Genomic DNA, 20905 nt, shown 5'->3' with positions numbered 1-20905 from the left:
AGGCTTGAAGAAGGAGGCTACGGATTGACCTCGCGCACGATGACGGCGACGCCCGCGATGACGGGAGCCCGCAGAAGAATGAAGCTGTTCCTGTTCGTTATGGTCCTGTTCATGAGCTGGGCCGCATACGTCCTGATCATCCAACAAGGGCAGATCGGCGCTCGTTCCAGTCAGTTGGACGAAGTCGACCGTAAGCTTACCGACGTTCAAGCCAAGAACGAGGGTTTGAAGCAACAGATCAATCGCTTGAACGATGACGAGTATATGGAGCAAATCGCCAAAAAAGAGCACGGTTTAGGGCTCCCCGGCGAGCGGATCATCCAGACGGAATAGGCTTGTCCGGGCTTGTCCCGCAAGCGAGCGGTAGTCTAACGTCTGTTGACCTTGTTTTGAATTGTCGGTTATAATTAGCATAGCCGGATCTATGAGGTTCGGGCACATTTAGTTTCAGGGAGGAACATCGGTTTTTATGGCCATCGAAGTAGGTACGAAATTGGAGGGCAAGGTTACCGGCATCACGCATTTCGGAGCGTTCGTCGATTTGACTGGCGGCGTTACTGGCCTCGTGCACATTTCCGAGATCGCGGATAGCTACGTTAAGGATGTTCACGAGCACTTGAAGATTAATGACATGGTTACCGTCAAAGTCATTAACGTGGACAAGGACGGTAAGATCGGCCTTTCCATTCGTCAAGCCGTAGACAAACCGCCTGAACAGCAACAACAACAGCAGCAATATCCTTCGCAACAACGCGGTCCGCGCGATCGCGGCGGTCGTCCTTCCAAGCCGGGCGGCTTCGGAAGATCCCCTTCGTTCGACGACAAGTTAACCCGTTTCTTGAAGGATAGCGAAGAACGGATTTCCAATCTTAAGAAAAGCACCGAATCCAAGCGGGGCGGACGTGGCGGACGTCGCTCGTAAGATATAAAGGCATTCATGCGATAAGAGCCGGACCCCATGAGGGTCCGGCTTTACTCTTGTATTCGATGATCATCTTAATCTTGTCCACTATTCTTAAATATTTCAAGTTATAAATGCGCTTACAAAGCGTTATACTGAAGTCTAGCGAAGAAGCCCGTGTTCCGTGCGGGCTTCTTCGGATGCTTTATGAAAGCGCTTATTCATCTGGACGGAGCGGGGGATGAAACGGTTGGTGCTTCGAAAATTAAGCTTCAGGAACAAGATGATCGTTTCGTTCGTGCTTGTTAGTCTGCTGCCGGTGCTAATCGTTCAGATGATCTCCTATTACATTTCGTCGGAAGCGATGAAGAAGAAAATCGACGACCTGGTCCAAGCGAACCTGCTTCAAACATCGAAAAATCTGGACACCTCTCTCCATGCGTACGAAGACCTCCTTTTCCAAATTTTTACGAACGACGACGTGATCGGTTTGGTGAAAGAGATCAACAACCCCAGATCGGATTTGGAATTGAGCAAAAGGAAGCTGATCAATCTTCTCTCGAGCTATTCCTATGCCAAAGTCGGCATCCGTAGCGTTGCGATCTTCACAAGCAACGGCACTCTGATTTGCTACGATCAGCAGACGGGCTCTCCATACGAGAATTTGTGGACGGGAGTAGCCGATTTGACAAGACTGCCGTTGTATCAAGAGGCTCTCGCGTTGCCATCGGGCAATGTCGTTACTCCGCCGGCTCAAATCGATACAATCAACAACAAGGAGCAGTACGGCTTTCACCTTGCGCGGAAGCTGAGCGATCTGAACCGGCCAAGCCTTCAGGGGATTGGAGTTGCCGTTATTACGGTCTATGAATCCGTATTGGCCCAAGCCATCAATTTGACCGATGCCGAGTCCCCTTCCAAGCATTCGATAGACAACCGGAATTTCCTGACCGACAGCGGCGACCGAATCGTTTCTTCGCCGGATAAACAGGATATCGGGAAAAACATTGCCGATGTCATAGAAAGCTCAACCATTAGCAACGCGTATCTCAACAAAAAGAGCAGGCTGAATATTTACAATTTGATCGATCAGAACGAGCTGTTCCGCGAAATGTATTCGATGCAGCGTCTAAGCGTCTATTCCGGAATTGCCGCGCTCCTCGTTTCGGGTATTCTGATTTACTATTTATCCGGGAGCTTGACCCGTTCCATCCGGAAAGTCGTAAGAGCGATGAAGGTCGCCCAGCAAGGCGTGCTGAATGTACAGGTCGAGAACGGGAACCGCGATGAAATGTCCGCTATCGCCTTCAGCTTCAACAAAATGATGAATACCGTTAACGAGCTGATGTCGGAAACGAAACATGCCGTGGAAAAGCAGAAGGAAGCGGAGATCCGGGCGCTTGAAGCCCAAATCAATCCCCATTTTCTATACAATACCTTGGATTCGATCAACTGGATGGCGATCGAGAAGGAAGAACACCAAATCAGCCAAATGCTGAAAGGGCTTGCCCAAATTCTCCGTTACAGCATCAAGGACAGCAACAAGTGGGTGACCGTCAGGGAAGAGTTGGAGTGGATGAACCAATACGTGTTCCTGCAGCAGCACCGGTTCCGGTCCTCGTTCCAATGCATGGTCGAGCATGACGATAAGGCGCTGGGTTTCAGAATAAACAAGCTGCTGCTTCAGCCATTCATCGAGAACTCCATCATTCACGGGTTCGAGGGGAGGAAGCGGGGGGGCTTGCTTCGAATCGCCGTCGAAGTCGTGGACGAGCGCACGTTCTCCATCCGGATCGGGGACAATGGAGCGGGGATGGACGAAGATAAGCTGAAAGATTTGATGTCGGGCAAAGCCCGGCATTCTGTTGGGAAAGGAAGCGGACTGGGCATTCATAACGTGATGGACCGGCTTCGCATGTACTACGGCGGCCAAGCTTCCTGCAACATAAGCAGCGAGATCGGACAAGGAACACGCGTCGAATTGATCTTGCCCATCGTCAGGGAAGGAGAGGAAGCCGGATGAGAATCGTGGTCGTGGAAGACGAGGACAATACGCGGGAGGGACTTGTCCGCCTGCTCCGCAAAATCGACGGCCGTTACGAGGTCGTAGGCGAAGCGGACAACGGCGCCGACGGGCTGGAGGTCATCAAGCGGACCTTGCCGGATTTAGTCATCGCCGACATCAAGATGCCGCAGCTAACCGGAATCGAAATGCTGGAGCGTCTGAAGGTAAACGGATTTCGCCACAAAACGGTGATTCTGACCGGCTTCTCCGAGTTTGAATATGCCAGAAAAGCTCTCCGGTTGGGCGTTGCCGAGTATTTGGAAAAACCGATTACGGCGGATGACCTCCGCGCGACCTTGGCGAAAATCGATAACGAGTTGGCTCTCGATAAGCTGATCGGGTACCCGAAAGGCGATCCCGCCGCTCATGCCGAGCAGCTGCTCGCCCGGTTGGCCTTGCAGGGCGGATCGGAGGCGTCGGTGACGTCTATGGTGGAAGAGACGATTGGATTTGAGCCGAAAAGCCCTCTTCAGCTTCTCTCGCTTTATATCGGTCATGATTTCGAACAATGGCGGCAGCCGGCCAGAGCGGAGATTTCCCTGCTGCTGGAACCTTTTGGACGCCATGCGCTGTTCGATTTACCTTCGGACGGTTCCGTAACGGCCGTCGTTCAGTGCGGTTTACCGGAATCGGAATTCGGTCTCATGCTGCGAACGGTTGTAAGGACGGCGTTTCGGTCATGGGAGCGAAAGCCGGTATTGTGCCGGGGAACGATCCAGGATTTAAGCGAGTTGAAGGATGGGCTTGTCCGACTGAAAGAGTACCGGAAATGGTCGATCGTTCTGAATGATGATCAAGACCTGCACGAGCTTGTTGTCCGGGGGCGGCAGACCAAGGTGCTGCCTTATCCCGCCGCTCTGGAAAACAAGGCGGCAGCGGCCGTTTCCGAATGGGACGCGGAAGAGGTGCGGCGCATTTTCGACTTGTGGCTTGAGGAGTGTTTGGCGGGTGCTTACGATCCCGAGCATGTAATCGAAGCTTCCGTCCAGTTCGTATCTTCGGTGCTTCGCGTCCTAGGAGAAGTTCGCGGCGACGCTCTTTCCTATGACCGTCAGAAGGAGTGGCTGAACGCGCTCATGGAGGCTCAGACGAAAGCGGAGCTTACTCTTGCCATGAAGGCGGTCGCGGAGGGAATCGTCTCCGATATCGGAAATTCGTTAGCCGACTTGCCTTGCAGCCCGACGCTTCAAAAGGCCATCAAGATGATAAAGGAACATTATCAAGACGGAATCACGTTGGAGGAGATTGCCTCCAAGCTGCGGATAACGCCGGAATATTTGAGCTCCTTGTTCACCAAAGAAGCGAAGAAGACCTATTCCTCCTTCATCAAAGAGATTCGGATCAAAAAAGCGAAGGAGCTGCTCCTCCGTTCGGAGCTGAAGACGTTCGAGATCGCGGAAAGGGTAGGCTACCCGGACGCCAAGTATTTTTCCAGGGTATTCAAAGAAGCGACAGGGCTTTCGCCAGGCGAATATCAGAGGTTGAACCAAATCTGACAGAAGTGCGAAAAAAGCGGTTTTTGCTCTAAAGGGAGCAAAAACCGCTTTTATTTGTTTAATGATTTCCTGTCTGATTGTTCTTCCCGGATTGATCGTGAGGCACTGTGACGGTTGCCGATGCAACCGTTGTGTTGCCCGCTTTGTCGGTTGCCGTGTAGGTTAGGGTATAGATACGTCCCGTACCATCGCCCGATCTTTCGGCACGCAATGCAAATGAAGTGTCCTTTGAACCGATATTCGCCTCAATATCGCCTTGGCCGCTATCCGGTTCATTGCTGGTAATCGAGGTTAACACTACGGATTCCAAGCCCGATGCGTCATCACTCGAAGTTAGCGCTGCTTGAACGGTCACCATATGATGATTTGCCGGCCAAAGAGACGTTTTATCTAATTCAATCGTCAGCAATGGAGCAGTCTTGTCGATATTGCCGACGGTCGCGTCCACTGTACCCAGGTTGCCCGCCGCGTCGACAAATTCAAACGTAAATGAGCCGTTGCTGCTGAACGTATGGCTCGGTAAGCCGCCATTATTAACGATTGTCACGCTTTCGCTTGGCGTGATCACAGCAACCACATCCTGGTTGGTCGGCGTCGTTTGGCTATAGCTTACGGTGGCTGTCGGTGCCGTTTGGTCATTCTGCCAGACCGTCAGTTTGTCAAGATTGACGGAGTCGCTATTGTCGGCAGCGGGAGTCAACGCTTTGTAGGCTACGTTATTGTCGCCTGCCGCAAGAGCAACCGTCTGAATATCGGTATCCCATTCCGCCCAGTCAACGGTTCCCTTAAGGGTAATATCTTTAACCTTGACGCCATTGACATATAAACCGATTGTTCTGTCAACAGGCCAGCCCAACAAGTACTGTTCTCCTGCCGAATATCGGAGCGCCAGATTGTAGTCGCCTGCGGAGTCCGCATGAACCGTGAATTCCGTTTGGGCATTATCGCTGGAGTTGTAGCCTGAGACAAATCCTGTCCCCGTATAACCGGAATGGTCGTTTGCCGTAACGGCCGTTCCGGACAAGACGGCGGTTTCCGCTTGGAATACGCTTGCCGCGGCGGGCGCGATGTCCAAGTAGTCCAGCTCCACATCGCTGATCTTTCCGGAAGCTTCCGGCTTGTATTCAATGATGTTTACGCCTTCCTGAAGGAACACGTCGTTCGAAACGGTCGCCCAAGTATTCCAATCGGCCGTTCCGGGCAATGCAATATCCCTTACCTTTTTATTGTTGACATAAAGCCCCAGCGTTCTGTACGCAGCCGAGCCTTCGACCGGTCCCGCGCTGTATTTAAGCTTCGCGCTGTAAAGCCCGTCTTGCTCCATGCCTACGACAAATCTTGTATTGGCGCTGCCTGCGCCCTCATAACCAGCCACATAACCCGTGCCGTCATAACCCGCTTGATCCCTCAAGACTTTGGCCGCGCCATCAAGCTGGGCATATTCCGCCTGATACCTGCCGGCTGTATGAGCCGCATCCGGTGCAGACGGAGTAATAATGAACTGGTAAGCCTCTTCGCTTGAAATGTTAAGCATAGGGATCGTAAGTTTTCCGGTGGTTAATTCATACTCCCCTTCAGACACATAGATGGGCTCCGTCAGTTTGGTGTGAACGCTTCCGGTGTTTTTTGTTTTATTAATGACGACATGAGCGCTTCCGGTTAAATATGGCGTTGCGTCGACGTTATCCAATACGATGTTGTAGTTCCCGCTTGCCCCGCCAAATACGACCTTGACTTGCTGGCTGTTGTCGTCTCTTGAAGCCATTCCGTCCAAGGCCGATCCGCTTGGAGGCGTCGTCTTCACCATCTTTCCTGCCATATCTCCATAAAATTTGAACAGCCACCAGTTCCCGTTGGGGATGTTGATCTCGCCTGTCAGCGTGTCGCCGAACGATCCGCTTTTGAACCAGAACGGCATGGCGGCGCTGTCCACCAGCTTGCGCTCGAACTTGGCCAAATACTGAATCGTGATCCCAGGCTTGCCCAAATCGCTTGCTTGTACATACTCGTTGATGGAAATCGGTCTGTCGGATATGCCAAGGCTCTTCATGATGGCCCGCGCATCATCCACTTCGGATTCAAATTTAGAGATGGTTGCCGTCTCTAGCGAATGGAAGCTGATGATATCCGGCAAACAATTGTTCTCCTTGCAGTACGTGAGGAAACTCAACATGAAATCGTGCGAATAGACGGCAATATTGGGCCCTTCAATCAGGTTGACCGTATCTTTTGCTTTGATCCGGTCCACCATTTTTTTGAAAGCGACATTAAACGAATCACCGGAATGGATGGGGTTGTTCCAGGTCCAATCCGGCTCGTTCCAAGGAATATATACAAAGTAGCCTTGCGGATAGGACGAATTCAGAACAGCGTCAACTTCCGCATCAAGCCTGCTGTAGTAATCATCCCAGCTGACCCATTTCTGCGGGAAATCCGGATACGTGTCGGACATGTAAATCTGGATCTGTTCGATTCCTACTCTTTTGGCCGCTGGGGCCACCTTAATCGCGTCGCCCACCGGCCCTACTTCGTAAGGCTTGTTCGGAATCATGCCCGGATTGGCCGGCGGCTGGGCGATCATCTTCGGTCTTAGCGGAATAACCGCCTGATCTCTCGGCGTTCCATCGTTCCGAAGCGCGTACAAAGCGCCGGACCCGGCATGGTCCGCCGTTTCCTTGGTTACAGTCGCCAGATCGACAACTAATTCGGGCCTCGGGCTTACGGTTACATTCGCCGTTGCGGATGCCCCATTGTATTGGGCTGTAACGGTTGCCGTACCTCCGCTTACGCCGTGAATTTTCCCTGACGCGTCTACCGTTGCAATGTCAGGATTGGATGAGCTGAACTGTGAAGCGGAAGTTACATCTTGCACGGTTTCATCCGTGTTCACGGCTTGCACGAAGGTTTGAACGTCCGCTGACTCATTAACCGTATAGGCACTGCTCGTAAATTCAATCGAATGAAACTGCGGGTTGTCCACATTTTTCCAAAGCGACAGCTTGTCCAGATTGATCGCGTCGCTATTATCATTAGCAGTTACCGCTGTAAAGGCGATCGTGTTCGTTCCTTCTTTAAGACTAACGGTCCTTATATCATCCGCCCAGGTGTTCCAGGTCGAATCCGTTCCCGGGAGGGTGATGCTGCCCTGGCTGACGTTATTGACCACGAGACCAACCGTCCGGTTATCCGGCCAGCCGCTCACTTTACCGGCGCTGTACCGGAGAGCGATCTGAAAATCTCCGGCAGAGTGAGTGTTGACCGTAAACGTAGTGGCGGCTGTGCCGCTAAAGTCATATCCGCCTACAAATCCGGTTCCCGTATAATCGGTATGATCCGTTGCAACTTTGGATGTACCGGAAAGGGCGGCATTTTCCGCCTGATAGACAGCCGCATTGGCCAATACGACGCTTTCGGTCGGTTGAGCGGATATGGATACGTTATCGAGATTGATGCAGTCGTTCTGGCTGGCCAGTTCGCCTTTGTATTCAATCGTATTCGTGCCGGCCTGAAGGCTAAGACTTTCCAGCGCTTCCGCCCACGTTTCCCAGTCGCCCGTACCGTTTAACGTGATATCCTTCACCTTGGTCCCGTTCACGTACAAACCGATTGTCCGGTTCACCGACGCTGTTCCTACAGGTCCGGCGGAATATCTGGCGACGATATTATACTGCCCTGCGGCAGCCACCGTTACTTTAAAGACGGTCGATCTTGTGCCGGAAAGGTCATAGCCCGCCACGAATCCGGTTCCCGTATATTGGGTATGGTCGGTCGCTGTCCTTGTGCCGTTCAGCGTTTCATACTCCGCCTCAAATACGGAATCATCCTGGCCTCTGTAACTCGGCATTGACGTTCTTTCATTCCATATCGAGCTGTCTCCGCTCGCATTGACGGCAACAACGGCAAAGTAGTAATTCGTGCCGTTCGTAAGTCCGGTCACTTCGTAAGGACTTCCCGTTACCCCGGTTATGGTGTTGGTGTAGGCTCCCGGAGCTTTGCCGTACTTGATTTTATAAGATGTTGCCCCATTGGACGGCTGGAACCACAGCTTGACTTTCCCGCTGTCCGCTTTTTCCGCATACAGAAGGGGCGAGCTCGGAGCAGCCTCCGTCGTAAAAGAGAAAATCCCGTTTGAAGCAGCCGCCCAGTTAGCCAGATCCTTCGTAAACGCCGTTACTCTCCAGTAATAGGTTGTGCTTGGATTCAGCAAGTTAGGCTCAACCGTGTATTTGTTGTAGATCATCCGATCTCTGACAATGACTGGAGAAGTCATGTCGGCGTTAGGCGAAACCTCCAGCTTGTAGAAGAACGCGTTCTTGGGCTGCTGCCACGACAGCACCGCCCTTGTGGACACGGACGCGGCACCGTTAGCAGGCGCGGAGAGGCTGAAGCTTGTCGGCGATGCGCCCGCCGGCTTGGTCGTGAAATATTGGACAGGGCCGTTCATCGGTCTTTCGCCGTTGGCATTGACCGCATAGACCATCCAATAATATTTCGTGTCATTCGCAAGCGGGACAGCCGGCTGGTAAGTGCCCGCCGTTTGGGTTCCGAATTGCGGCGTATCGACCAGGCTGGCGATGCCCGATTGATTGATGACCGGATTGGACAGATCGCTGTTCGCCGAAACGACCAACCGGTAGGAAGTCGCATTGTAGGCCTTCGACCACATGAACGTAGGCGTTGCAGATTCATTCGTGAAATTGGTCGACGGCAGGTAAGGTCCGAACTGCGCAGGCACGCCCGTATTGGCGCCGACGAGGAACGAATAGACGGCGTTATTGGAAACAGGGGTGCTACCGTTGGCGTTTACGGCCGTTACGCTCCAGTAGTATTTTTGGCCGTTGGTCAGCGCCGATCCTACCGTGTAGCTTGTACCCGTAATGCCCGATTGATTGATGACCGGATTGGACAAGTCCTTGTTGACGGATACCTTAAGCGTGTAGGTTGACGCGTCTTTGGCTGCCGTCCATGTCAGGGTAGGCGTTGATGCGGCGACCTCGCCGTCATCGGGCGCAACTTGATGGAAGAAGCTCGGCGCTCCGGCAGCCGTCTTCTTGAGCACAAGCAGCCACGATTCGTTGGCTCCGATATTCGGAAGCGAAATTTGGATACTGTCGGTCGAAGCCGGCGTTAGGCTGGATTGGTATGCAAGCCCGTCATTTTCGGAGGACGTTATTTTGTACAAATCCACCCGAACGTTCTGCCCGCTGTAAGGTTGGTTTTTCAGGCTGATGTTTCGGGTTCCGGCCGCACCGTTGTTGACGAATATGATTTTCGATTCCGTGCGGTCCTTGCTGGCAACAGCCGTGAAAGCGGTAGAGGAGTCATCGGTCGAAGCGCTTACAATCTCGCCCGACAACTGGGAGAACATATATTGCACCCACCACATCGAGGTTCTGATGCCCGGATTTTGCTGGGTTTTGTTCGTTTGCAGCAGATCGCTCATGCCGTTCCAATTAAAGTTTTGCATAACGCCTTTCACATTATGGGTAATGCCCGAGTTGATCACATTCGCCATGTCCCTCGTCCAGTTGGCCGGATCCGTGGTAGACGAATTGTTTTCTTCCCAGATGCGGAGCTTGCCGTTCGTCTCCGGATATTGATTTTGCCAGGACTTCACGGTGTCGTTCCAGCCTTTTAACTTGTCCAAGGTCGCATACGATTGCGATTCCCAAAAATCATGCCATGAGGGACCTTCAATGGAAATGTTATTTTGACTCGCGAAAGGAAGCCAAAATTTTGCGCTCTGATACTGGCCGAAGCTTACTCCTCCGGGCCCTATCGCAGGTATGGCGTCGGGGTATACTTCCCGCAGCGCGCTCCAAACGTTTTTATAGGTGGCCGTGTTGCCTGTCCAGTTCTCATTGGTTAAATCGGCAAGGTCAATTTGGGCACCGTTGTCTTTGTAGTATTGAATGACGTCCTTGGTATACTGCTTGAACCACGCCGCATTCGTAGGATCGCCGCCCCAGGGATTATTGTTCGGCGCTGTCCAGGAAGGGTGCAGCCCGATGAGGAAATACCATTTCATGCCGTTGTCAGTTGCCCGTTTATAGGCTTCCAGGCTTCTGGCCAGCACGCTTTCCTCAACCTGGTATTGGGCGTTGTTCCCGTCTCCGACGGCTTGAAAATTTTGGGCGGGAATGGTCTCCCTGTTCATCAACGGTCCGAGCAGCGTCATCCTGCTGTCGGGAACGTCGTAATTGGGAGTCAGAATGTATCCGAACATGCTCTTATCCACTTGTCTCATCGGTTTCGCAAAATCGACCGTTGCAGTAGGATTCGCTTGAATCGTTACTCCGGCCGTTGCCGTATTCCCGTTTTTTTGGGCCGTAATCGTTGCCGAACCGGGACTGACGCCGGCCACTAATCCGGATGCGCTTACGGTCGCTTTGGACGGGTCTGAAGAACCGAATGTCGAGCTCGCGGTCACATCGACAACGGTTTCATCGGTGTAGACTTCGGAAACGGCCATTTGAGCGCTACCGGACTCCGTAACCGTGTAAGAGCTTTGGCCAAACCGTAAAGAATAAACGACAGGATTGGCGACATCCTTCCAAAGCGTCAGCTTATCGAGATTGATCGAATCGCTGTTGTCACTGGCGGTCAAAGCGGTATACGCGATCGTGTTGGAGCCTGCATTAAGCGTAACGGTCCTGACGTCATCCGCCCAGGTGTTCCAGGTCGAGTCCGTACCGGTCAGCGTAATGCTGCCCTGACTTACGCCATTGACTAGAAGCCCAACTGTTCGGTTGTCCGGCCATCCGTTCACTTTTCCCGCGCTGTACCTTAGATCGATGAAAAAATCTCCCGAAGTGCCTACCGTTACCGTAAATGTCGTTTTGGCCGTGCTGCTGAAGTCGAATCCGGCTACAAAGCCGGTTCCCGTATAGCCGGTATGGTCCGTTGCCGCTTTGGACGTGCCGGATAAGGCTGCGTTTTCCGCTTCATACACGGCTGCATTGGCCGGCATCGTCGTACTGGCAAGAGCCAGCGGCGCCGGAATCAAGTTAAACAGCATCATGCCGGTCAACGATGCGGATAGGAATAGCCTGATCTTCTTTACTATCATTTGTGTAACCCCTTTCAAAAAGATGGTTGACGATCTTGTTCTTGGAACCGGGCAATACTCTAAAAGCCTCCTTTGCTAGCCGAATGATGGAGCAATTATTATTCTAAAGTTTATGAAAGCGTTTCAAAATTCTAATATCCTAAGAATGTTGGACTATTCTAAGCGCAAGCCGCGGATCTTAACAATCTCCACCTTTTTTAGATATTTCAAATTTTCAAAGCGCTTTCATGGCAACTACAATAAAAAAGCAACAACAACCAAGCTCAAGGGGGCGCAACAATGAAGAAGTCCGGATTGTGGTTTTTGGCAGTGATGTTGTTTCTTGTATTTGCACTAGCCGGGTGCGGTTCCAGCAATAAGAATGAGAATGCATCGGAATCTTCTTCCCAAGCGGCGGAATCTTCCGCATCGCCGTCCGCATCGGAATCGGCCAAACCGGTCGAGCAGAAAAAGCTGACGTTGTGGTTTTACTTCGAAGGCAAAGACCGCTTCGATAAAATCAAAACGCTGACGGACGGCTTCGCGAAACAAAATCCGAACGTCGAAATCGAACCGGTGTACGTTCCGTTCGCCGACTTCAAGAAACGTTTGTCCGTCGGACTCGCGGCATCCGAGCTGCCGGATCTCGTCATTATCGACAATCCGGATCATGCCGCCTACGCCGCAATGGGGTTGTTCGCGGATATTACGGACAAAATCGCGGATTGGCCGGACAAGGACCAGTTTTTCCCGGGACCGTGGAAATCCGCCTCTTACGAAGGCAAGCAGTACGGCGTCCCGCTCGGCAGCAACAACCTGGCGCTGTTCTACAACGAGAAAATGCTGGCGGACGCAGGCGTCACGCCTCCGCAAACCTGGGATGAGCTGAAGGTTGCGGCCAAGAAACTAACGAAAGACGGCGTAACCGGACTTGGCATCAGTGCGCCGGCCAATGAAGAAGGCACATTCCAATTTCTCCCTTGGCTTTTGTCGACCGGAGCCAATTTCGATTCCGCGGGCAGCGCGGAAGGCACCAAAGCATTCGGAGTTCTGGCTGATCTGATCAAGGACGGTTCGATGAGCAAAGAGGTCATCAACTGGACGCAATCCGACGTCATGAAGCAATTCGCCGCAGGCAAGCTGGCCATGATGATCAACGGACCGTGGCAGCTCCCGGAGCTCGCTTCGACCGTTCCGGATTTGAAATTCGGGCTTGCCTTCGTACCGAAGGACAAGCAATTCGCTTCCGTCCTCGGCGGGGAAAACCTCGGGGTCGTCAACGGCAAAAACGTGGACGAAGCCGTTGCGTTCATCAAATACGCGACTTCTCCGGACGTCATCAAGCCGTTCTCCCAAAGCTTCGGCTACTTCCCGGCCCGCAAGGACGTAGCAGCAGATCCGTATTGGACGGACAACGCGCAGCTCAAAGTATTCGCGGAAAACATGAACTACGCCCAGCCGCGCGGCCCGCACCCGAAATGGCCGGAAATTTCGAACGCGATCTCGGAGGCTTTGGCCGAATCGCTCACTTTGAAATCCACGCCTGAAGAAGCGGCAAAGAAAGCGCAAGAGAAAATAGACGCCATCATGGGCAAATAAACCGGCACATTATCATGCAAATTCAAAATTGGAGTACATGGAAGCTTCATGTACTCCAATTTCTCTCCTTAGGCGGTGATGAATATGGCAAGATCGAAAGACCGGGCGGCAGGTTATTTGTTCGTTCTCCCGGCACTGTTGTACATGCTCTTTTTCGTAGGCTATCCGATCGTCGACAATTTCCGCTTGAGCATGTTCGACGTCAACGTCATGAATATCTCCAGCGGGGATCAGCCCTTTATCGGGCTGGACAACTACAAGGAATTGTTTCGCAAGGGCATTATCGTTACGTCCTTGACCAATACGCTTATCTACACCGTGGCGTGCATCGTCTTTCAATTCATCATCGGGCTGGCGTTCGCGCTGCTGTTCTCGCGTCCGTTCCGGATGGCCGAGCGGCTGCGGGGGCTCGTCATGATCAGCTGGCTGCTTCCCGCGACGATTACGGCCATGACGTACAAGTTCATGTTCGGCACGAGCGGCGGCATCGTGAACGAGCTTCTCGCGATGCTGCATCTGACCGGCGAACCCGTGGAATGGCTGGTAACGCCGTTCACCGCGATGTTCGCGCTTGTGCTCGCCAACACCTGGATCGGCATTCCGTTTAACATGATGCTGCTGACGACGGGACTTACGACGATTCCGAAAGACATTTACGAAAGCGCGTCCATCGACGGCGCGAATGCCATCAAACGGTTTTTCCGCATCACGCTGCCGTTGCTCAAACCCGCTATTTTGTCTTTGCTGGTGCTCGGATTCATCTATACCTTCAAAGTGTTCGAATTGGTGGTCATCATGACCAAAGGCGGACCGGTCAATTCGACGCAAATGATGTCCACTTACGCCTACAAGCTGTCGTTCGACGAATTCAATTTCAGCCAAGGAGCCGCGGCATCGAATCTGATGTTCCTCGTCCTGCTAGTCATTGGATTTATATACTTGAGGCTGGTTTACCGGGAAGAGGTGAGCGGTTCATGAATAAGCTCAAGCTTTCGTCTTGGATACTTCCGCTCGTCAGCATCATCCTGGTTGCCTTGTTCCTGTTTCCGCTTTACTGGCTTATTGTTACTTCCCTCAAGGCGGAAGGAGAAATTTTCCGGTCTCCGCCGACCTGGTTTCCCCATACCGTCTATGTGAAAGCTTATACGGAACAGTTGTCGGGCTCGTCCTATAACATTTTCGAGGGTTTCAAGAACAGCGCGATCATTGCCTTCGGCGCGCTCGCCATCTCGACGTTGCTTGCGGTTCCGGCTTCCTACGGATTGGCGCGGTTCAAAATTCCCGGAACGCATTTGTTCCTCCTGCTGTTTCTGGTCACGCAGATGCTGCCTGCATCGCTGATTCTGACGCCGCTCTTCATTCAATTCAAGCATCTCGGATTGATCGGCTCCTCATACTGGGGAACCATTCTGGCGAACGCCACGGCAGGAATTCCCTTCTCGGTCGTTACGCTTCGGACGTATTTCGCCACGTTGCCGAAGGAGTTGGAGGAGTCGGCCAAAATCGACGGCTGCGGCTTGTTTATGACTTTTGTGCGAATCATGATCCCGATCGCCGTTCCCGGCGTCGTGGTCGCCATGGTCTTTTCATTTCTCTTTGCGTGGGGCGACCTGATCTTCGGCATGACCTTCATCGGAAACGAACACATGAGACCGATTACGGCGGGAATCTACAACTTCCTTGGCTTCCAGAGCACGTCATGGAACAACACGATGGCATTCGGGACTGTAAGCATCATCCCGGTCGTATTGATCTTTATTTTCATACAGCGTTACATCGTCAGCGGACTGACGAATGGAGCGGTTAAAGGGTAAGCGAGGGTGAGCCTAATGTCCGTCCACATTCATGAATCGTTCTACAAAGACATCCGTTCGGTCGTCTTGGAAAGCTCCCGTCTTGCCGTTACGGTCATTCCGGAGAGCGGAGGAAAAATCCAGAGCATCTACGACAAATTCGTTAACCGGGAATATCTGCTTCAATCGCCTGGGACTTCCTACAAACGCTCGAACTACGATACCCGTTATGCGGACGGGGACGTAAGCGGCTTCGACGAGGCGTTTCCCTCGATCGAGCCTTGTTTCTATCCGCTTGCGCCATGGAGAGGAATCGGCGTTCCCGACCACGGCGAAGTATGGGCGCTGCCTTGGGACTGCCATTTGGCGGGGGAATCGCTCGTCCTGTCGGTCAACGGGGTCCGGTTTCCCTATCGGCTCGAAAAGACGGTGCGGTTTACGAGAGAAAACACCATCGCGATCGCGTATCGCGCGGACAATGTATCCGATTTCGATTTTCGGTTCATTTGGGCGCCCCATTTGTTGCTGACATGCGAAGAGAATACGAAAATCGTGTTGCCGCCTTCCGTCATGCAGGTGATGTCCACCTGTTCGGTCGACAACCGGTTAGGCCGGTTCGGTACCGTTCACGGCTGGCCGGAAACGATCGTAGAGGGTAAGCGATACCGGATCGACGCGGTGTATCCGAAATATCCGGGCAAGTGCGAAAAATATTATGCGGCGAGGAAAGTGGAAGAAGGCTGGTGCGCCTTGCATAACACGGTATCGGGGCACGCCGTCGGTCTCTCCTATCCGATCGAGAAAGTACCTTATCTCGGCGTATGGGAGGGCATCATGGACGGGCGATACGTGGCGGCGCTGGAGCCGTGCGCCGGAGATTTGGATGCTCTCGACACCGCCATCCAATGGAACCGGGCCGGCGTCATTCCCGCGAAATCGAGCTATGAGTGGCATTTGAACTTGACCTTCGATGTCGTCGATCGAGTCGGTTCGATCGATCGGACAGGACTCATCCTTCCCTAGATGGATTACTCAAACACGGAGGAATTTGCATGGATAGTTTATTTCGGGTTGAAGGCGGACGCCTGATTCGGGAATACGATTCGGAGAAGCTGTGGATCGAGCCCTGGGGCGCGGACAGTCTTCGCGTGCGGGCGACGCATTCGGCCGCGATGGGGAACGAGGATTGGGCGCTGCTTCCGCAGCTGCAGGCCAGAGCGGAGATAGCGATCAACGGAGAGACAGCCTCCATCACGAACGGAAAAATCCGCGCCGAGATTTCGGCCGGCGGGAAGATCGCGTTTTACAATCAGAAGAAGGATATTCTGCTGCAAGAATATGTCCGGAATCGGAACAACATCAACGAATTTTGCAGCGCACTCAACATAGACGCCCGAGAATTCAAGCCTATTCTCGGCGGCGATTATCAATTGACTCTAAGGTTCGAATCCGATCCGGACGAGAAATTGTTCGGCATGGGCCAATATCAGCAGCCGAACCTGAACGTGAAGTACTGCACGCTGGAGCTTGCCCACCGCAACTCGCAGGCGAGCGTTCCTTTTGCCTTGTCCAGCTTGGGGTACGGCTTCCTCTGGAATAACCCGGCGATCGGCAAAGCGACCTTCGGCCGGAACGTGACCGAGTGGGAAGCGAAGTCCGCGAAGCAGCTGGATTACTGGATGACAGCCGGGGATACGCCGGCGGAAATCGAAGAAGCGTATGCCAGGGCGACCGGTACCGTTCCGATGATGCCGGATTACGGCATGGGCTTCTGGCAATGCAAGCTCCGCTATCAGACGCAGGAAGAACTGCTATCCGTCGCGCGTGAATACAAGCGGAGGGGACTGCCTCTTTCCGTCATCGTCATCGACTTTTTTCATTGGCCTATGCAGGGCGATTGGAAATTCGATCCCGACTACTGGCCGGATCCCGAAGCGATGGTGCGCGAGCTGAAGGAGATGGGCGTCGAATTGATGGTCTCCGTTTGGCCCACAGTGGACAAGAATAGCGAGAATTATGCGGAAATGCTGCGCAAAGGTTACCTGGTCCGCACGGACAGGGGCATCCGTACCACGATGGACTTTTTGGGCGACACCGTCTTTTACGATGCCACCCATCCCGGCGCGCGCGAATTCGTGTGGAATACCGTTAAGAAAAACTATTACGATCATGGCATACGGATCTTCTGGCTGGACGAAGCCGAGCCGGAATATTCCGTGTACGATTTCGACAATTACCGGTATCACCTGGGGCCGAACGTTCAAATCGGGAATATCTATCCGGTCATGTATGCCAAAACCTTCTATGACGGCATGACGGAGTCGGGTCAGAGCAACGTCGTCAATCTGCTGCGGTGCGCCTGGGCGGGCAGCCAGCGTTACGGCGCCTTGGTCTGGTCCGGGGATATCGATTCCAGCTTTGCTTCCATGCGGAATCAGCTCGCGGCGGGACTGAACATGGGCTTGTCCGGAATTCCGTGGTGGACGACGGATATCGGGGGCTTCCACGGCGGTAATCCGGACGATCCCGCGTTCCGGGAATGCATCATCCGTTGGTTCCAATACGGCGCTTTTTGTCCCGTATTCCGTCTTCACGGCGACCGGGAGCCGCATTCCGAGCCTTTGGGGACGAGCGGCGGGGGAATGTGCAATAGCGGTGCCGCGAATGAAGTATGGAGCTACGGGGAAGAGGCTTACGAAATATTCAAAACGTACATGCTCATCCGCGAGCGGCTACGTCCCTATATTACGGGGCTTATGAGGGCCGCGCACGAGAAAGGTACGCCTCCCAAGCGGCCGCTGTTTTACGATTTTCCGCAGGATCAAACCGCGTGGAGCGTCGAAGACCAGTTTATGTTCGGGCCCGATCTTCTCGTTGCGCCCATCTTATATGCCGGCACGACGACGCGGAAGGTTTATTTGCCGGCGGGGGAAGTCTGGAAAAACGCGTTCAGCGACGAGATTCATCAAGGCGGGCAATGGATCGAATGCGACGCGCCTATCGACGTGATTCCGTTGTTCGTTCGCGGCGGCGGGACGTTAACCGACGTAAAAGAACAAGCATGATAAAAATGCCTGCACGGGGTTCAGTATCCCGGCAGGCATTTTTATTTGATCCATCCAGTCCGCCATCCGGTTTTCGCGACGATCCGGCAACGCCGCGCGGATCGCGTCCGGAATCGGACGGCAGGGTGCGCCATTCGTCGTCGGATGAAGGCGCTTTTTTGTTGTCGCAATCGGAGGGAATGCCGGGAAGGACGATTGGCGAATCTCCCCTAGCCCGCGCGCCGCAAGGGCTGGGCGCACCCGCGCGCCCCGTCGCCAATCGCCGCCCGAACCTGTCGGAAAAAACTTTTCCACCGCCAACCGTTTCTGACAAACTTCCTAAAATGCCCAGCCTATAATGAAAAGCACATTCAATCTGGTAAATGGGGTGTGCATCATGGACAAGTCGTCCGTCGTTCCTTTCGTGCCACGCGCGGGGACCGGACCCTCCTCGATTCCCGAAAGCGGGAACGGGGGTTGGTTGCAGAAGCGGAGCAGTTCCGCCGAGAAGTCGGGCAAGGAAGCCAAAGGAAGCGATCGCGTGCCATTCTACAAGAGATGGGGACAAGCGATCGCTCAGCGGCAGTGGGTGATGCTGATCGTCGCGATCGGGTTCCTGCTCGGGAGGGCGGCGATGCTGGAAGGAATCGCGCCGTTCGCGGCCGCGTTCTTCGGGGTCGTGCTGTATTTGCGGAAGGATTTGGCCTTCTGGGCGATGCTATCGCTCGTCGCGGGCAGCTTCTGGGCGATCGATCCGATGCCGGCGGTCATCGTCGGGGAGATCGGGATCGTATTTCTTCTCTATAGGGGATTATCGCTGTACGAGAAAGCGGATCTGTCCCATGCGCCGGTCGTCGTGTTCGCGTCGGTGCTGCTCGTCCGGGTGTTCGATACGATGCTCGCGGACAAGACGAATTGGCTTCCCTACGCGTTGACGTTAGTGGAGGCGGGACTCGCGTTCGTGCTGACGCTGCTGCTCGTCCATGCGCTGCCGATCTTGACGAGGACGTCCAAGTCGACGAACTTACGGCACGAGGAATGGGTCGGCATCGCGATTCTGATGGCTTGCTTGCTGACCGGCATGACCGGTTGGACGGTGTACGGCATCGTCGTCGCCGGCGTGCTCTCCCGTTACTTCGTCGTGTTGACGGCTTACATAGGCGGTCCCGCCCTCGGTACGTCGGCGGGCGTCGTCGCCGGCATGATTCTTAGCTTGTCCAATCACGGAACTCCCGCGGAGGTCGGCCTGCTCGCCTTCGGCGGACTCATGGCCGGGCTCGTGCGGGAAGGGGGCAAAGCGGCCGCGATCTTCGGTCTGCTGCTCGGCACTTCCGTGCTGGCGCTATACGGTGCCGACAACGCGGAGACGATGGCGTCCACGTGGGCGACCGTCGCGGCATCGGTCTTGTTCCTCGCGACTCCCCGGTTCGCGATCGAGCGCATCGCGAAATTCGTGCCGGGTACTACAACCTATGCGCAAAGCCAGCAGGAATATGCGCAAAAAGTTCGCGATCTGACCGCCGAGAGGGTGGAGAAATTCTCCGAGGTGTTCCGCCAGCTCTCCAGAAGCTTCCGGCAGATGACGCAAGCCGGAGAGACGGGTCGGCAGGATCGCGAGCTCGACCATTTCGTGAACGAAGTCCACCAGCGCGCTTGCGCCAATTGCCATCGCAAAGGGCTGTGCTGGGACGGGCAATTCATCCAGACGTACAAGCTGATGACCGATATGATGACGGCGATCGAAAGCAATCCGGATATGATGCCGTCCCAGATTCCGAAGCCGTGGCAGCGGGTATGCGTGAAGACGCCTCTCGTGCTGGACGTGCTCAAGCGCCAATACGAAGTGTACCGCCACGACCAACACTGGCGGCAGCAGCTTCAGGACAGCCGGTTTCTCGTCGCGGACCAGCTGTCGGGCGTGTCCCAGGTCATGGACGATCTCGTGAAAGAAATTCGCCGCGAAGCCCAGCAGATGGAAGCCCAGGAGAGACAGATCCGGGATGCGCTCGACCGTCTGGGGCTGGCGATTCAACATATAGATATCATTAGTCTGGAGGAGGGACATATCGAGATCGAGATGGTGCACGCTTTCCGCACCGGATACGACGAATGCCGCAAGATGATCGCGCCGATTCTGACCGAAATTCTCGGAGAGACGGTAACCGTCCGGGGGGAGCGAAACGGGGAACCCGCGTCGCATCTGTCCACCGTGACGTTCGGATCGGCCAAAATCTACGAAGTGGAGACGGGGGTGGCGGGAGCGGCCAAGGACGGCGGGTTGCTGTCGGGAGACAGCTTCAGCATGGTGGAGCTCGGCAACGGGAAGTTCGCCGTCGCGCTGAGCGACGGCATGGGCAACGGGGTCCGGGCGAGAATGGAGAGCAGCGCGGCGCTCGGGATGCTGGAACAGCTGCTTCAGTCGGGCATCGACGAGCGGCTGGCGGTCAAATCGGTCAATTCGATTCTGCTGCTGCGCTCCCCGGACGAGATGTTCGCGACCGTCGATCTCGCGCTGATCGATTTGTATACGGCGCATGCGACGATGCTGAAGATCGGGTCGACGCCGAGCTACATTAAGAGGGGAAGGGAAGTGATCCCGATCGTGGCCAGCAACTTGCCTATCGGCATTTTGCAGGATATCGAGATCGACATGCTGCGGGTGGAGCTTCGGCCCGGAGATACGCTCATTATGATGACGGACGGCATTTTCGATTCGCCCGGCCACGCCCTGAACAAGGAGCAGTGGATGAAGCGGGTGCTGCAGGAGCTGGAGGACGGCGACCCCCAAGAGATCGCCGACGCGCTCCTCGATACGGCGTTGCGCCAATATCCCGGCGGCGTCAAGGACGATATGACCGTCATCGTCACCCGCATTACCCGCCATCAGCCGGAATGGGCCGCGTTCCGGTACCCGGGGCTGAACCGGGTGGAGCGGCCGAGAACGGTGAGTTGAACGGCA

General features: G+C 54.3%; 12 protein-coding genes. 10 read left to right on the top strand and 2 right to left on the bottom strand.

Annotation, left to right across the window (positions count from 1 at the left end; all coding sequences use genetic code 11):
* Nucleotides 1-24: 24 nt before the first annotated feature.
* The 4 genes from ACFPPD_RS07600 (at nucleotide 25) to ACFPPD_RS07585 (ending at nucleotide 4462) form a co-directional block, all read left to right on the top strand.
* Nucleotides 25-333: an FtsB family cell division protein gene (locus tag ACFPPD_RS07600; RefSeq protein ID WP_209749549.1), complete on the top strand. Its 309-nt coding sequence runs from the start codon at nucleotides 25-27 to the stop codon at nucleotides 331-333.
* A gap of 136 nt (nucleotides 334-469) precedes the next feature.
* On the top strand, nucleotides 470-922 hold the full coding sequence (locus ACFPPD_RS07595; RefSeq protein ID WP_209749548.1) for a S1 domain-containing RNA-binding protein: 453 nt from the start codon (nucleotides 470-472) through the stop codon (nucleotides 920-922).
* A gap of 232 nt (nucleotides 923-1154) precedes the next feature.
* On the top strand, nucleotides 1155-2924 hold the full coding sequence (locus ACFPPD_RS07590; protein WP_209749547.1) for a cache domain-containing sensor histidine kinase: 1770 nt from the start codon (nucleotides 1155-1157) through the stop codon (nucleotides 2922-2924).
* Entirely contained in the window at nucleotides 2921-4462 is a 1542-nt protein-coding gene (locus ACFPPD_RS07585; RefSeq protein WP_209749546.1) for a response regulator transcription factor, read from the top strand. Before ACFPPD_RS07590 ends, ACFPPD_RS07585 begins: the two co-directional genes overlap by 4 nt.
* A 58-nt stretch (nucleotides 4463-4520) precedes the next feature.
* On the opposite strand, the gene ACFPPD_RS07580 is transcribed toward ACFPPD_RS07585, so the two are convergent.
* Nucleotides 4521-11531 (bottom strand): CBM35 domain-containing protein, encoded by a 7011-nt coding sequence (locus ACFPPD_RS07580; RefSeq protein WP_209749545.1) that lies wholly within the window; start codon nucleotides 11529-11531, stop codon nucleotides 4521-4523.
* A 279-nt stretch (nucleotides 11532-11810) separates the two neighbouring features.
* On the opposite strand from ACFPPD_RS07580, the gene ACFPPD_RS07575 reads away from it, so the two are divergent.
* The 5 genes from ACFPPD_RS07575 to ACFPPD_RS07555 all read left to right on the top strand — a co-directional run bounded on the left by ACFPPD_RS07575 (nucleotide 11811) and on the right by ACFPPD_RS07555 (nucleotide 17967).
* Nucleotides 11811-13109 carry an ABC transporter substrate-binding protein gene (locus tag ACFPPD_RS07575; protein ID WP_209749544.1) on the top strand — a complete coding sequence of 433 codons (1299 nt, stop codon included), beginning with the start codon at nucleotides 11811-11813 and terminating at the stop codon, nucleotides 13107-13109.
* 84 nt (nucleotides 13110-13193) lie between these two features.
* Complete coding sequence (locus tag ACFPPD_RS07570; protein ID WP_209749543.1) at nucleotides 13194-14087, top strand: carbohydrate ABC transporter permease; 894 nt, start codon at nucleotides 13194-13196, stop codon at nucleotides 14085-14087.
* Nucleotides 14084-14923, top strand: coding sequence for a carbohydrate ABC transporter permease (locus tag ACFPPD_RS07565; protein ID WP_209749542.1), 840 nt, complete (start codon nucleotides 14084-14086; stop codon nucleotides 14921-14923). The genes ACFPPD_RS07570 and ACFPPD_RS07565 overlap by 4 nt, the downstream gene beginning before the upstream one ends.
* Before the next feature lie 15 nt (nucleotides 14924-14938).
* Nucleotides 14939-15925, top strand: coding sequence for an aldose epimerase family protein (locus tag ACFPPD_RS07560; protein WP_209749541.1), 987 nt, complete (start codon nucleotides 14939-14941; stop codon nucleotides 15923-15925).
* 29 nt (nucleotides 15926-15954) lie between these two features.
* Nucleotides 15955-17967: a glycoside hydrolase family 31 protein gene (locus tag ACFPPD_RS07555; RefSeq protein ID WP_209749540.1), complete on the top strand. Its 2013-nt coding sequence runs from the start codon at nucleotides 15955-15957 to the stop codon at nucleotides 17965-17967.
* On the opposite strand, the gene ACFPPD_RS07550 is transcribed toward ACFPPD_RS07555, so the two are convergent.
* Nucleotides 17941-18267, bottom strand: coding sequence for a hypothetical protein (locus tag ACFPPD_RS07550; RefSeq protein WP_209749539.1), 327 nt, complete (start codon nucleotides 18265-18267; stop codon nucleotides 17941-17943). The genes ACFPPD_RS07555 and ACFPPD_RS07550 overlap by 27 nt on opposite strands.
* 76 nt (nucleotides 18268-18343) lie before the next feature.
* On the opposite strand from ACFPPD_RS07550, the gene spoIIE reads away from it, so the two are divergent.
* The gene (gene spoIIE, locus ACFPPD_RS07545; RefSeq protein ID WP_209749538.1) at nucleotides 18344-20899 is read left to right on the top strand and encodes a stage II sporulation protein E; all 2556 of its coding nucleotides are present in this window, start codon (nucleotides 18344-18346) and stop codon (nucleotides 20897-20899) included.
* Nucleotides 20900-20905: the final 6 nt, after the last annotated feature.

The sequence above is a fragment of the Cohnella suwonensis genome (assembly GCF_042655365.1).
Classification (GTDB): domain Bacteria; phylum Bacillota; class Bacilli; order Paenibacillales; family Paenibacillaceae; genus Cohnella; species Cohnella suwonensis.
This window is presented reverse-complemented; position numbering and strand designations above follow the sequence as displayed.